The following is a 14,050-nucleotide window of genomic DNA, read 5'->3' as shown; positions in this document are numbered from 1 at the left end:
TGCACGTGCTTACACTGAACACATGAACGCCCGGGAACTGCATCGCGAACAAACGATGACCGCCATCGTGGAAGCCGCTGAGGAGCTTCTGCGCGTCGGTGGCCCGGAGGCCCTCACGGCAGGGGCGGTAGCGAAGCAGGTGGGCCTGGCCCGCAACTCGCTGTATCGCTACGTCGATTCGATGGATGACCTGCGGGGGCGCGTGGTCATGAGGTACCTGCCGGGGGCGGTGGCTTCCATTCAAGGGGCCGTCGATAAGGCAGCGTCGCCCGATGACGCCCTCCGCGCGTACATAGCGGAGAACCTGCAGATCGCCGCAACTGAAAACCACGCCTGCATGATGCAGCTGGCGGAGGGGGTTCCCGGCGAGGCGAGCGCGCAGATCGCCGAGGTGCACCAGCAGCTTATCGACGCCATCGGTCGCCTCCTCGTCCCCTACCAGGTCAGCGATCCCGCGCTCGCGGGCGAGCTGATTCAAGGCGTGCTCGTTGCGGGCTTTGGGGCCCTGGAACGCGGTCGCTCTTTAGAGGCCGTGACCGACTATTGTGTTGCCGCGGCGCTGGGAATTGTGCGCGCCTAGCGGGGTTGTTCTGCTTCTGTTGCCCCCGACATTACCCTCCCGAAGTTCGGGGCTTTTGAGCCGTTTTTGGGGCAACCTCGGGGGCGTAATGTCGGGGCCAATGGCGGCGAAGCCAAACCAGCCGGCATGAAAACCTGATGCGTTATACTGCGAACTTGTACAGTAAGCACTGATTTTCATTGAGAGCCGGTAATGAACATTCGCGTCACCGCACTGCCACTGGCATTGGGCCTATTGGTGCTCACCGTACTGGTCGCGCTGAGCCTCGGGCCGATCACCATCCCGCTTGCCGAGTTGCCTCACAACCTGGTGGTCCACAACATTCGACTGCCCCGCGTGCTAGTTGCCGCGCTGGTCGGCGCGGCTCTTGCCACATCGGGCGCCCTGATGCAGACCATCTTCCACAATCCGCTGGCAGATCCAGGGATCATCGGAGTTTCCTCGGGCGCTGCACTGGGCGCGGTGCTCACTATCGTCAGCGGCGCCACATTCTTAGGGATGTGGACGCTCCCAGCGGGTGCTTTCATCGGGGCGCTGGTGACGGTGACCATTGTGTATCTCATCGCCAGTACGCGGAAAGCCGGGGATCCGGCCACATTGGTGCTGGTAGGCATGGCTATTACGTCGTTTATTGGCGCCGTGATCTCCGCGGCGGTGGCGAACGCACCCCAGGATTCTGACCTGCGTAGCGTCATGTTCTGGATGAACGGTGATCTGGTGGCCCGCACGTGGGCGCACGTGTCTGTCGCTGTGCTGCCCATCCTGGTCGGGTTGGCGCTGGCGGTCGCACTGTCTCGTGATCTGAATATCTTGCTGCTGGGGGAAGCGACTGCCCAGTCCAGCGGACTCAATATCAAGCGGCTGCGAGTATGCGTCCTGGTCCTGGCAGCCGTGATGACCGCGACAGCGGTGGCGGTGAGTGGCACGATTTCCTTCGTGGGCCTGGTGGTGCCACATCTGATCCGCATTACCTTAGGTCCGGACCATAAGCTGCTGCTCCCCCTGGCCGGGGTATTGGGTGCAACCTTCGTGGTCGCCGCAGACATCGTGGCGCGACTGTTGTTCCAGCCAGTGGTGCTGCAGACAGGCACCGTGGTGGCGTTCATCGGATCGCCGGTGTTCCTGTACTTGTTGCTGCGCACCCGTAACTCGCGCAAGGGGCTGGGCCTGTGAAGATCACGAATCTCAGCCTCAGCTATGACCACCCCATCTTAACGGACGTGGCCTTCACCGCCCCCGCGGGGAAAGTGACCGCGCTGGTGGGCCCCAATGGTGCCGGGAAGTCGACGCTGCTCAGTGCGGTGGCGGGGCTGAATGAAGCCACTGGCAGCATCCGCCACGAGGGGCACGACGTGACCGCCCTGGGCCCCAAGCAACGCGCCCGCATCGTGTCCTTCGTGCCTCAAGACACTGCCTTGAGCATTGGATTTACCGCGTTTGAGGTGGTGGCGATGGGGCGCTACCCGCACCGCGGACGGTGGGAACCAGAAACTGAGCGGGACCGTGAGCTGGCGACTAAGGCCCTGCAGCAGGTGGGCGCCACTAGCCTTGCCGACGCCCCAGTGAACCAACTCTCTGGCGGCCAGCGGCAGCTCATCCACATCGCCCGCGCCGTCGCCCAAGACACGCCCGTGATCTTGTTGGACGAACCGGTCTCCGCACTCGACCTGAAACACCAGGTTGCGGTGTTGGAACTGTTGGGTCAGCTCAGCGACCAAGGCAAAGCTGTCCTCGTGGTTCTGCATGACTTGAATCTGGTAGCCCGCTGGTGCCACCGGGCGGTGCTGCTAGAAGACGGCCATGTTAGAGCCGAGGGCACCACAACCCAGGTTCTCACCAAAGACAACTTGGAGCGCGTCTACCAGCTGCCGTTAAGCGTAGAACCACACCGCGCCAGTGGCGCCATGTTGATCACCCCGAAACCCGTAGCAGGAGCATTATGATGTTTACCATCGCCGCTTGGGGGTTTCACGGCCCCGCGAATCTGACCGTTGAGAAGGCTAAAGCAGAGCTTGCGCAGCAGGGCATCGCCATTGTGCACATCCCGCTTGACCAGCCACTCCCCGACTGCGATGTGGTGTGGGTGCAAGGTTGCCACCGACCGAGCCGGGCCACGGAGGTGATCGAAGCGGCCGGGGACAAACCTCTGTATACGGTTCCGCCGAATGCCCAGCACCTGATGAAGCGAACTGCGTACGGGGAGGGCGTCGACAAGCGCATTGCAGATGCCTTGCGCACCTGTACCCCGGCGCGCCTGGTACATGCCGCGTTGCTGTGCGCGGGCGAGGACCCCGGCGAGTGCCCTGATGACATTCCGCGGGGCCGCTACCCTACCGCTGCGCCGGCTGATCCGGTGGGCACGGTGGGGGTTGCCGCCTCCGGTCTGCATGTTGCCGCAGGTGACGCCGCTTATATTGATGCGGTGGCCGAGGCGTTGGTGGCGCAGCAGCTTCGGCCGATCGTCTGGTTGGGCGATCCGTCCGACATGTCGGAGCCGGTGGACGTGTGGCTGAATCTGACGGGGTTCACCCTGACCGGAAATCATGGCGCGCCGCAGCTCGAGCGCGGAATCGAGCTGGCGGAGGGCAATGACGCGCAGCTGATAACACCGGTGCCGTTGCAGCGTGGCACGCTCGCGGAGTGGACAGATCCGGGCACCACTGGGCTGTGGCCGACCGCGGTGAGCATGAACATTGCCATCCCGGAGTTGGAGGGGGCGACCGTCCCGTGGGTGTTCGCCGGACGGGATCCGAGCACCGAGCTCCTCACACCGGTGGTGGAGAATGTGGCCAGGATGGCGGAGCGTCTGCGCAGGCTGGTGACGTTGCGGCGCACTGCTAACAAAGATCGGAAGCTGTCGATCACCATTTTTGGTCACGATGGCGATGGCACCGTCGGTACGGCAGCGCACCTGGATGTGTTTGAGTCGCTGCTGGAATTCCTGCGGTTCCTGGACCAGCAGGGATACACGGTTGAGCTGCCTGCGAACAAGGACGAGCTCATTGACCGCATCGTGGGTGACGGCGGCGGTGGGGCGCGTTCGGCGAGCAGCGAGCTGGGTCGGCTGCCAGCCCCGCAGTACGCTCGGCTGCTCGGGGCTCATGTGAAGCGGATTGAGGGGGCGTGGCGGAAAACACCTGGCGAGGTAGATACTGATGGTCGGGACCTCATCATCCGGGGCGCCCAGTTTGGCAACGTGGTGGTGGGGATTCAACCCCAGTTCGGCGACGTCTCAGACCCGGCGGAGCTGCTCATGCGGGACGACGCCACCCCCTCGCACTCCTTCGCCGCCTACTACCTGTGGCTGGAGCACGTCTTTGGCCACGATGCGATGCTGCATTTCGGCACGCACGGTGCGTTGGAGTTCATGCCGGGCCGGCAAACCGGTCTTGCGCTTGATGATTGGCCATTGCTGCTGACCGGCTCGGTGCCCCACAGCTACCTGTATGTGATGGCGAACCCCGGGGAAGGCACCATCGCTAAACGACGCTCCGCCGCCGGCCTCATCTCCTACCTCACGCCGCCGCTTGCCGACGCCGACCTCTACGGCAATCTCGAAGAGCTCTCGATAGCGTTGGACGCTGATGCCAGTGACATTGACCGCCTCGCCGAGGCCTGCGGTTTTGACGCGGGGATGGACCGGGTGGAGCTGCGGCGCGAGTTGGAGCGGATCCGCCGCTCCCCGATCGCGATGGGCCTGCACGTGTTGGGTCGGCCGATGCTCAGTGAGCAGACCAAACGCTCAGTGGAGCTCGCCACCACTTACGGCCACAGCCCCGAGGTGCTCAACGAGCTGGAGGAAAAACTCCAGGTCAATGAGGAGATGACTGCGCTCGAGCACGCTTTCACCGGCTACACTGCCCCAGTGCCGGGTGGCGATCCGGCGCGGCGGCCGGATGCCCTCCCTACCGGCCGGAACATCCACGGTGTGGACCCTGCGACCGTGCCAACCCCGAATGCCTGGGAGCGAGGTCGGGCGACAGCCGAGGAATTGATCCAGAAACACCAGCAGGAGCACGGCGAATTCCCGGAAACCATTGCGATGGTGCTGTGGGGCATCGATAACATCAAAACTCAAGGTGAGGGTATCGCGCAGGCGTTTGCCCTGGTGGGGGCGCAGCCGGTGACCGGGCCTCGGGGCCGGGTGGACTCCTACCGGATCCTCCCGCTGGAGGAACTGGGACGCCCGCGCGTGGACGTGGTGTGCACGCTGTCCGGGGTGTGCCGCGACGTGATGCCCAACCCCATTGCGCTACTCGATGAAGCCATCCGGGAGATCGCCACGTTGAACGAGCCCCTGGCCTACAACCCGATTGCCCGGCACGCCTCAGATTCCGCCGAGGAGCTAGACATCCCGTTGGTGGAGGCTGCGGTGCGGATTTTCTCGGCCGCGCCGGGCAACTATGGCACGGGCGTCAATAAGCTCATCCAGGCCGCAAGCTGGGACGATGATGCGGAACTAGCGCAGATGTACTTGCACCGGATGGGGCACGCCTGGGGAGCGAGCAACGGAGCGAAGGCGCATGCGGTGCTGGAGCGTTCCCTCGGCACGGTGGACGCTACGTTCCAAAATGTGGATTCGGCGGAAACCTCCCTAGCCGGTGTGGACCACTACTTTGAATTCTTGGGAGGCGTAACCAAGACCGTCGAGAAGCTGCGTGGGCAGGCACCGCAGTCCTACGTCTCCCACGCGTGGCACGCCAAACCCGGGGTGGAAACGTTGCAGGACGCGATGCGTCTGGAGTCACGCACCCGAATCCTGAACCCTAAATGGGTGAATGCGCAGCTAGAGCACGGTTATTGCGGGGTGGCGCAGGTGCGCACGCGCCTGGAAAACACCTACGGCATGCAGGCCACCACCGGGGTGGTAGACGGTTGGGTCTTTGACCAAGCGGCCGAGCTGTTGCTGCTGGACGAGGACATGCGGCAGCGAATGGAGCAAGAAAACCCGGCGGCGGTGAACTCGATGACCACTCGCCTCCTTGAAGCCCACGACCGTGGCCTGTGGGACGCCTCAGACACCCACATCGCAGAGTTGGAAGAACTCGCAGACCGACTCGATGACATCTTGGAAGGAATCTAAATGTACCCATTTACCTCGATCGTTGGCCAAGATGAACTCAAGACCGCGCTGCTGCTGTGCGCGGTAGACCCACTCATTGGTGGTGTGCTCGCGTTGGGTGATCGGGGTACCGGCAAAACCACCACCGTGCGCGCCCTTGGGGAACTGCTGGACGATCCGGTGGTGGACTGCCCGTTGGGGGTCACCGAGGATCGTCTGATCGGCTCCATGGACATCGACCATGCGCTGGCGACCGGCGAAACCAAGCTCCGCCCCGGCCTGCTTGCCGACGCCCACGGCGGATTCCTCTACATCGACGAGATCAACCTGCTCGATGACCACCTCGTGGATGTCCTGCTGGATGTGGCCGCCTCCGGCGTGAATATCGTGGAACGTGAGGGCATCTCACACACGCACCCGGCGCGCTTTGTGCTGGTGGGATCGGGAAACCCAGAGGAGGGTGAGTTGCGTCCCCAGCTGCAGGATCGTTTCGGCCTAGCCACCTGGGTGCACACGCTGACTGATCCAACACTGCGACTGCGCATTGTCCGGGACCGGTTGGCTTTCGACGCTGACCCGGAAGGATTCGTGGCGGCGGCGCGCCCGGCGCAGGACGCACTACAGGCCGATATCGCCCGGGCCCGCCAGGAGCTGCCCCAGGTGGCGTTAGATGATGCGGCGTTGGTGCAGATCATCGAGTTGTGCGCCGCAGCCGGCACCGTGGGGCATCGCGGGGAGTTGGTGGTCACGCGCGCTGCCACCGCGCACGCCGCACTCCGGGGCGCCACCGAGGTCACTGCGGAGGACATTCGGGCGGTTGCTCGGTTGGCGCTGCGGCACCGCGTCGCTACCGAACCGTTTGAAACCCCCGCTGACGTGGAGGAACGGTTGGGAGAGCTCCTTGGTTAACCCGCTGTTTCTGCACGCGTGGGCACGTTGCCCAGGGGTGGGCATGGCAGTGGTCGGGGACGCGGCGCTTATCGACGCCCTCTGGCCACAACTCATCGCACTCGCCGGACCTACTGTCCGCCTCTCCCCTGGCATGGACCTTACTCACCTGAGTCAAGAAGCAGCGACCGCGGTGGTGTCATATGGGGAAGCCTGGGAACCTGAGATGGCAGCCGCGATCCGCGCCCAGCGCATCCTGGTACGCACCGCCACTCTTGCCGACCTGCCCGGCGCCCTCGCGGACGCAGCACCAGCAGTACTGGAACTTAACCAGGAATCCTCCCCACAGCTGGTGCGTGCGCTGTTACAACCCGCGGAGTTACCCGGCGTTGACCCGGCCGCTACGGTGGCAGCAGTACCCGCGGAAAAAATCGTGCACCTGCTCACCACAGCAGGATTGGCGGCAGCCCGGCTCGATGTCCCCGCAGCCCGGTTCGCCGCACAGTTGGCCACGCTCGGCGCGGACGAAACACTGATTATGCAGGGCGTATTCGAACTCTTCGTGGCGCCCCGCACCGAGCTGACCGAACCCCCGCCGCCTCCAGATCCAGCGGAGGAAGAAGCACCAGAACAACAACAGTCCCGCGACGAAAGCCAAGAATCCGAGGAGCTGCCGCCCCAGGAACCCGACGCTCCTGCCCCGCCGCCACAGCTCGTAGTGCGCAACCGCGCCGGGCGAACCCGCTGGCCAGGGCGGGGCGGGGCGGAAGAATTTTCGGCTTCACGCGGGCGAATCCGCAGGGTACTCCCCCACACCGGTGACGCACCACTAGCAATTCTGCCGACTCTGGCGGCGGCCGCGCCCTGGCAGCCGCTGCGGCGCAGCAGCGGATCACCGCGGATCGTGGTGACCAAGGATGACCTGCGCACCCAACAACGCGTTACCCGTGGCGCGGGGCTGGCCATCATCGTGGTCGATGCTTCGGGGTCAATGGGGCTCGGGGCGATCCGCACCGCAAAGTCGATAGCGCTCGGGATCTTGGATCAGGGCTACCGGAACCGGGATCGGGTGGCAATTGTCGTCGCCAAGGGGGGCGAAGCCTACCTGGGGCTGCCGCCGACGAAGAGCGTCACCCGCGCCCGAGACTGCGTCCGCTCCCTCCCCACCGGTGGTGGCACTCCCCTGGCATCCGGGCTTCTCATGGCCCATAAATTAGCCTCCCGGCACCCACCGGAACGCGTTCGCACCATCGTGCTCAGCGACGGCGCCGCCAACGTCGGGTTCACCGATACCGGGAAAGACATCGCCCGCCGTGACGCCCGCCGGGCACTTCGCCAACTGGAAACCGCCAGCCTGGTGCACCTGATGCCCCTGGGTAACAACCGGGGTGCGCGTCGGCGAGGCGACCCGCTGGCGTGGCTCACCGCACCTTAACCAACTGGCACTTCACCAAAGGAGAACAATGAAAAAGCTACTAACCGGACTCGTTGCGTTGGCGCTGCTCACAGCCTGCGGTACGACCGCGCCGGAACAACAAGACACCGCCAAAACCAGCCAAAGCGCTGACGCAGCGCAGTTCCCACGCACCGTGAGCGTCGGCGGCACTGACGTGGAGGTTCCCGCCAAACCACAACGCATCGCGGTGCTGACCCCAGACCTGGCATCCCTCGTGCTGCCGCTGGTCGGGAAAGACCGCGTTGTTATGGCCTCAGAAATGAACCCTGAGCTGGGCAAAGTTGCAGAAGAAGCTGCCGCGGTGCCTCACGTGGTGAAGGTGGGGGCGCCGGTAGACCCCGAGCAGGTCCTGGCCAGCAACCCAGACCTCGTACTCATCAGCGCCCGGCACGACGGCGAAAAGGACGCCACCGCCATGCTCAAACAATCCGGCGTGCCCCTGGCCGTCGTATCCTCCGACGACTGGAGCAGCATCGATGACATCCTCACACACCTCGACGAAGTGGCGAAGCTGGTGGGCGAAGAAGACGCCGGGAAAGAACTGCGCAGCTCCATCGAAGCGGAACGCGCTAAGGTCCTGAAGAAGGTGGAAGGCGAGCCGACGGTACTGACGATGATGAGCCGGGGCGGCAAGAACCTCATCATGTCCAAGACCACCATGCTCAACGGTCTGGTACGCGAGGTGGGTGGCAAACCAGTTATCGACGAGTTGGGCGCCCCCGGGTCCGCGCCTGCTGACCCAGAGACGATCGTCAAAGCGGCACCCGAGGTCATCATCATCCAGAATTACCGAGGCAGGGGAGCAGAGGACTTCAAAGCCGTGCTGGAAAACCCAGCATTGGCCGATGTACCGGCCATCAAGAACGGACGCGTGTACTACGTCGACACCGCCACCACCGGCGTGACCTCAGCTGCCAAGATCACCAAAGGTCTGGCGCAGGTCTCCGAGTTTCTGACCACCAAGTAGGGGACAGGTACGCTATTTAAGTATGAATTCCACGATCGACACACAGCTCGGCCACCGCACGATCCGTGCCTTCTCCGCTGAACCGGTCAACATGGACCCGATTTTCGAAGTTGCAATGCGCACCCCCAGCTCCCTGGGCCTGCAGCAATGCAGCATCATCCACGTCACTGACCAGACGCTGAAGGACAAGCTAGCGCAGATCGGCAACCAACCGTATGTAGCGGATGTGCCCGTGTACCTGCTGTTTATCGTGGATACCCACCGCAATGCTCAGCTCACCGACGCCGAGGGCGGAGCGTACGCCCGCAACTTCACCGCGGGCTTTACCGACGCCTGCCTCATGGCACAAAACGTCTGTGTCGCCGCGGAAAGCATGGGGCTCGGCGTCAACTTCTACGGCAACGTGCATAACGACGCCCAGGCGGTCATCGACCTCCTGCAGCTACCGCAACTCACCTTCCCGGTAGTGGGCATGGGAATTGGCTGGCCGAACCAACAGCCACAGCTCAAACCCCGCCTGCCACGGAGCGTCCGAGTGATGGAAAACAGCTACGCGGAGGCGGATCCAGCGGCAGTAGCGCAGTACGACCAGGACATCCAAACCTACTATGACCTGCGCAATCCTGATAAGCCGGTGCCTAGCTTCACCGCCCAGATAGCCGGCCACTACCGGATGCCACAGGACCTACGGGATTCGACCTTCGAGGTAGCCCGCAGGCAAGGGTTCGTTGTGTAGCCAATCAGCGCCCCAAAGTAATCTCCTAACTTCTGCCCAGCAGAAAATCTGAATTTTAACTGGACTTTCCGAGCCTTGAGAGAGATTGTTTATTGTCTTGATGTAACAGGAGAAAATGTATGTCTCTTTCCACTCTGCTCGATGCCACAACGCTGCTGCAGGGCTTCGGCCCCTGGGTGTTGGTAGGCCTAGCCGGTATCGTGTTCATTGAATCCGGTGTCCTCTTCCCCTTCCTCCCCGGGGACTCGTTGCTAGTCACCGCCGCGATCTTGCGCCACGACCTCAGCATCCGGGTGTGGACCCTCTTGCTGGTGGCAGCGATTGCGGCCGTGCTGGGGGATCAAGTGGGCTTTTGGTTGGGGCGCCGATTCGGTCGCGGGATGTTCAGCCCGGACGCTCGGGTACTCAAAACCGATCACTTGCACAAAGCAGAAGAATTCTTTGCCAAGCACGGCGCCTTCGCTTTGGTCTTGGGCAGGTTCGTGCCCATCGTGCGCACCTACGTCCCAGTTGCTGCCGGCACAGCGGATATGACCTACCGGAAATTCTTTGGGTGGAATGTGCTCGGCGCCATCGGCTGGGTGGTGTCCATGGTGTTGGTGGGCGTCCTGTTGAGGGACATACCCGGCATTGCGCACCGTATCGACGCTATCATGCTGGTCATCGTGGGCCTGTCCGTGCTCCCAATTGTGCTTTCCTACCTGAACCAGCTGCGACTCGCTCGCGTGGAGAAGTAAATGAATTTTGGTGCGATCTCCCTGACAGAGAACCCGGCCCCGTGGGTAATCTACGCGATGCTCATCACGGCGTTCGGTGTAACGATGTGGGGATATCGCCGATCATGGGCGCGCACCGTGTGGTCACTGGTACTGGCAGCGTTGGTTGCTGCCACGTGCTGGGTCATCCTCGAACAAACGTGGAAGCCGTTCCCGGATCGGGTTCCGTGGCAGATCTATGTGGCGGGAGGGGTCGCAGCGACTGCGCTGTTTGGGACCGTGCTGCAACGCGGGCGCCGGAAACTCTTGGCGCTGATGACGCTGTTGGCGCTGCCCGGGGCCTGGGGCGTGTTTAACCTGGAGTTCCAAGAGTATCCCACCGTTCATTCCCTTGACCCTAGGCCCATCGTGCAGAAGATGGACTACGCCACCTTCCAGCAACTTAGTGCACCTCCAGAAATTGAGGGCAGGGAAGTGGGCGCCCTGGTCACCGTGGATCTGGAAGCCACCCAGTTCACCCACCGACCTGCGCTGGCCTACATACCACCGGCGTATTTCACGCAGCCTGAGCTGCAGCTACCAGTCGTCGTGATGCTGGCGGGCAATCCCGGGTCCCCCTCGCAATGGTTTGACCCCGGTGAGGCCACGCGGACCTTGGAGGACTTCCAAGCAGCACACGATGGCGTATCCCCCATTCTGGTTAGCGTTGATGGGACGGGGTCGATGACGGCGAATCCGATCTGCGTTGACGGCCCCACCGAGAAGGTGCAAACATACTTGGCTGTGGACGTGCCGGCGCAGCTGAAAAAGAAGTTCCGAGTGCAGCCAGACCAGCAGAAATGGACCATCGGAGGTCTCTCCTACGGCGGGACGTGTGCGCTGCAAGTGGTCACCAACGCCCCGGATGCGTATGGGACGTTCCTGAACTTTTCTGGCCAGAAAGAGCCGACTGTTGGCGATCACGTTAAAACAGTGCAGCAGTTCTTCGGTGGTGACGAGGAACAGTTCCGAGCAGTCAATCCCGCTGACCTGCTCCGTAATTCAGATGGACAATACTCTCACCTCCAGGGACGATTCGTCGCGGGAGAAAAAGATCTCCACTCTCGGGAAGACCTGAGCTACCTGCATAAATTGGCTTCCGAAGCGGGTATTGATTCGACATATGAGGAGGTGCCAGGCGGACACAGTTACCAAGTGTGGCGTGTGGCACTGCGAAATAACATGGACTTTGTAGCAAAGCGAGGCGGCCTGTGATGAAACTGAAAAACTATCCAGTCACACTCGGGGCGGTCGTGGTGCTATGGGCGCTGCGAGCCACCTACGGATTCGATACTGACTGGATTCGCGACAGCCTCGGATTCGGGATTAGTACAGATTCTCCCTGGTGGACGGTCTTCAGCTCCGCGCTCACAGTGGCTACCTGGTCCGGGGCGGTGCTGCTGACCATTGCGCTATTGCTGCTTGGCGGGGCAGTGGAACGCAACCTGGGGTCGCGACGGTACTTCCTCGGCGCTGTGATCGCGCACCTGATCGGATTAGCTCTGGGATCAGCATGCGTGTGGACGCTGGACAAGATAGGTCTGTACTGGGGAGACATGCTTGAACACGAGCGTATCCTCAATCCGTTTGTCTGGCTGGTCGGCATCAGCATGTACGCCTCCGCGCAAATGGGTCCGCTGTGGCGCCACCGTATTCGAACCTTACTGCTGGTGCTTACCACCACGCTGATCCTGTACGCCGGTGTGATGGCTGACTTCGCTTTCTTCGGCGCCGCTATATCGGGTCTGCTACTAGGGCAGTGGGTGTCCCACCGCAAGTTGCAATTGCCTAAGTCCTCCCTCCGGGAGTCCCGTGTGTTGGTTGCAATCATGGTGCTCACCGTGTTTGCAGGACCGTGGCTCTCGGGGATGAATCCAGATGCCGCCGGCCCCTTTTCCGACGTGGCGTTCTTTGTGGTTCCCGAGCTATCGAGCGACCTCGTAACTTTTGTCTGTGAGGACAATGTCGCACCGGCGGCCTGCGCCCGGATATTGTCGCATCTCAGCGCATCCGGGGTGGGGCAAGCGCTAGCCAACACCATGCCACTGTTCATCGCCGCGGTCTTTGCTCTGGGGTTGGCACGTGGCCGTCGTATCGCGTACCACTTCAGCCTCCTTGCGTTGGCTGTGACGGTGCTTGCCATTGGCGGTGAACTCTTCCGCTTGGGCTTCGACGACCCAGTGTTCCTGGTCTATATCAGCTTGCCATGGCTGCTGTGCGGCGGTTTCTTGGTCGCGCGCCGGGGGCTGTTCTCGGTGAAGCTCAGCGTGAATCGTCGACTGGGTTTCTTCGCAGCCGTCGCGGGATGGTTCGTGGCCACTGCTGCGGTGTGGCTTGTGGTGGGGCGGATGGTCTTCAAGGCTTCGTTCTCCCAGCTGCTTGCGGCGCTGCCGCTTAGATACCTGCCACCGGTCGTCGCTAAGTTTGCTTCTTTTGATGTCTTGCCGACGACGCCAACGGCGTGGGCGCTCACCCAATGGGTCGGTGTCGTGTTTTGGGCTGGGTTCCTGGTGCTGTTTATTCGTCTTATCGGCAGCGCGCCGGACCCCGTGTCGGAGTCGGATCGGGTGCGCGCCCGGGAGCTGCTGCAGGCTGGCGGCGGGGACCACCTGTCCTGGATGACGCTGTGGCCTGGCAACTCCTATTGGTTTGGCGACGGAGGCTATGTTGCCTACCGGCTTCACAATGGCATTGCCGTCACCGTTGGTGAGCCGGTCGGGCCGCCCGAGCTTGCCGACGCCTTCGAGAGTTACATCTACTCGACCGGCGCCCAGGTTGCCTGGTATTCGGTTCGGCCTTCGTTTGCAGAGACCAGAGACCATTGGAATCGGGTGGCGGTGGCGGAAGAGTCCGTGATCCCGGTGGTGGACGCCCCGGAGTTCAAAGGCAAGAAGTTTCAAGACATCCGCACTGCCCGCAACCGCGCGACCAAAGAAGGAATCCACGCCGAATGGACGACTTGGTCCGAATGCTCGCTCACAGTACGTGCACAAATTGCAGAGATCTCCGAAGAATGGGTATCCGACAAGGCGCTGCCCGAAATGGGGTTTACGCTCGGAGGTCTCGCTGAGCTCGATGACCCTGCAGTGCGGCTCATGTTGGCCCTCGACGAGGAGGGGCAAGTCCACGGCGTCACCAGCTGGCTACCCGCGCCGGGAGGCATCGTCCTCGACTTCATGCGGCGCCGCACCGACGGGTTCCGCCCAGTGGTTGAATTCCTGATCGCTTCAGTAGTAGAGCAGGCGTATAACGACGGCCTGAGCTGGGTATCCCTGTCCGGCGCGCCGCTGGCCGCCACGGATCCCGGCGCCTTGGGGCAGGTGCTTGAACGCGTGGGATCTGCCCTGGAACCGCTCTACGGGTTCCGGTCACTGGCCGCTTTTAAACGTAAGTTTGATCCGGTGCACGAAACCTGGCTGATGCTGTACCGCGATCCGCTAGCACTACCAGCCATCGGCATGGCGGTGTCCAAATGCTACGTTCCTGAAATCGGGGCCGAAGCTAGGAAACTAGCGTGGCACACTTTGGGCAAGAACTGATAACAGACCTTTTATCTGTGGTGGCTACCCCTTAGGGGCAGGGCCATGAGGAAGATAGTTGTCTTAA

At 62.5% G+C, this 14,050-nt stretch carries 11 protein-coding genes; all 11 read left to right on the top strand.

What is annotated here, in order from left to right:
- The first annotated feature begins 22 nt into the window (after positions 1-22).
- On the top strand, positions 23-580 hold the full coding sequence (locus HW450_RS07495) for a TetR/AcrR family transcriptional regulator (RefSeq protein ID WP_182385035.1): 558 nt from the start codon (positions 23-25) through the stop codon (positions 578-580).
- 192 nt (positions 581-772) lie between these two features.
- Entirely contained in the window at positions 773-1,753 is a 981-nt protein-coding gene (locus tag HW450_RS07490; protein ID WP_182385034.1) for a FecCD family ABC transporter permease, read from the top strand.
- Positions 1,750-2,523, top strand: a complete 774-nt coding sequence (locus HW450_RS07485) for an ABC transporter ATP-binding protein (protein WP_182385033.1) — start codon at positions 1,750-1,752, stop codon at positions 2,521-2,523. Before HW450_RS07490 ends, HW450_RS07485 begins: the two co-directional genes overlap by 4 nt.
- Positions 2,520-5,663 (top strand): cobaltochelatase subunit CobN, encoded by a 3,144-nt coding sequence (locus tag HW450_RS07480; RefSeq protein WP_182385032.1) that lies wholly within the window; start codon positions 2,520-2,522, stop codon positions 5,661-5,663. Before HW450_RS07485 ends, HW450_RS07480 begins: the two co-directional genes overlap by 4 nt.
- Positions 5,664-6,551 carry an ATP-binding protein gene (locus HW450_RS07475; RefSeq protein WP_182385031.1) on the top strand — a complete coding sequence of 296 codons (888 nt, stop codon included), beginning with the start codon at positions 5,664-5,666 and terminating at the stop codon, positions 6,549-6,551. It abuts the gene before it with no gap.
- A 43-nt stretch (positions 6,552-6,594) separates the two neighbouring features.
- Positions 6,595-7,965, top strand: coding sequence for a VWA domain-containing protein (locus HW450_RS07470; protein ID WP_182385030.1), 1,371 nt, complete (start codon positions 6,595-6,597; stop codon positions 7,963-7,965).
- Positions 7,966-7,993: 28 nt separating this feature from the next.
- The gene (locus HW450_RS07465) at positions 7,994-8,953 is read left to right on the top strand and encodes an ABC transporter substrate-binding protein (RefSeq protein ID WP_182385029.1); all 960 of its coding nucleotides are present in this window, start codon (positions 7,994-7,996) and stop codon (positions 8,951-8,953) included.
- Between the two features lie 22 nt (positions 8,954-8,975).
- Positions 8,976-9,689 carry a nitroreductase family protein gene (locus tag HW450_RS07460; RefSeq protein WP_182385028.1) on the top strand — a complete coding sequence of 238 codons (714 nt, stop codon included), beginning with the start codon at positions 8,976-8,978 and terminating at the stop codon, positions 9,687-9,689.
- Positions 9,690-9,808: 119 nt separating this feature from the next.
- Complete coding sequence (locus tag HW450_RS07455; RefSeq protein ID WP_182385027.1) at positions 9,809-10,426, top strand: DedA family protein; 618 nt, start codon at positions 9,809-9,811, stop codon at positions 10,424-10,426.
- Positions 10,427-11,659, top strand: a complete 1,233-nt coding sequence (locus HW450_RS07450) for an alpha/beta hydrolase (protein ID WP_182385026.1) — start codon at positions 10,427-10,429, stop codon at positions 11,657-11,659.
- The gene (locus HW450_RS07445) at positions 11,659-13,983 is read left to right on the top strand and encodes a bifunctional lysylphosphatidylglycerol flippase/synthetase MprF (protein WP_182385025.1); all 2,325 of its coding nucleotides are present in this window, start codon (positions 11,659-11,661) and stop codon (positions 13,981-13,983) included. The genes HW450_RS07450 and HW450_RS07445 overlap by 1 nt, the downstream gene beginning before the upstream one ends.
- Positions 13,984-14,050 lie beyond the last annotated feature (67 nt).

The sequence above is a fragment of the Corynebacterium hindlerae genome, assembly GCF_014117265.1.
GTDB classification, from domain to species: domain Bacteria; phylum Actinomycetota; class Actinomycetes; order Mycobacteriales; family Mycobacteriaceae; genus Corynebacterium; species Corynebacterium hindlerae.
The sequence above is the reverse complement of the archived record's forward strand: the minus strand, read 5'-3'. Positions and strand labels throughout refer to the sequence as shown.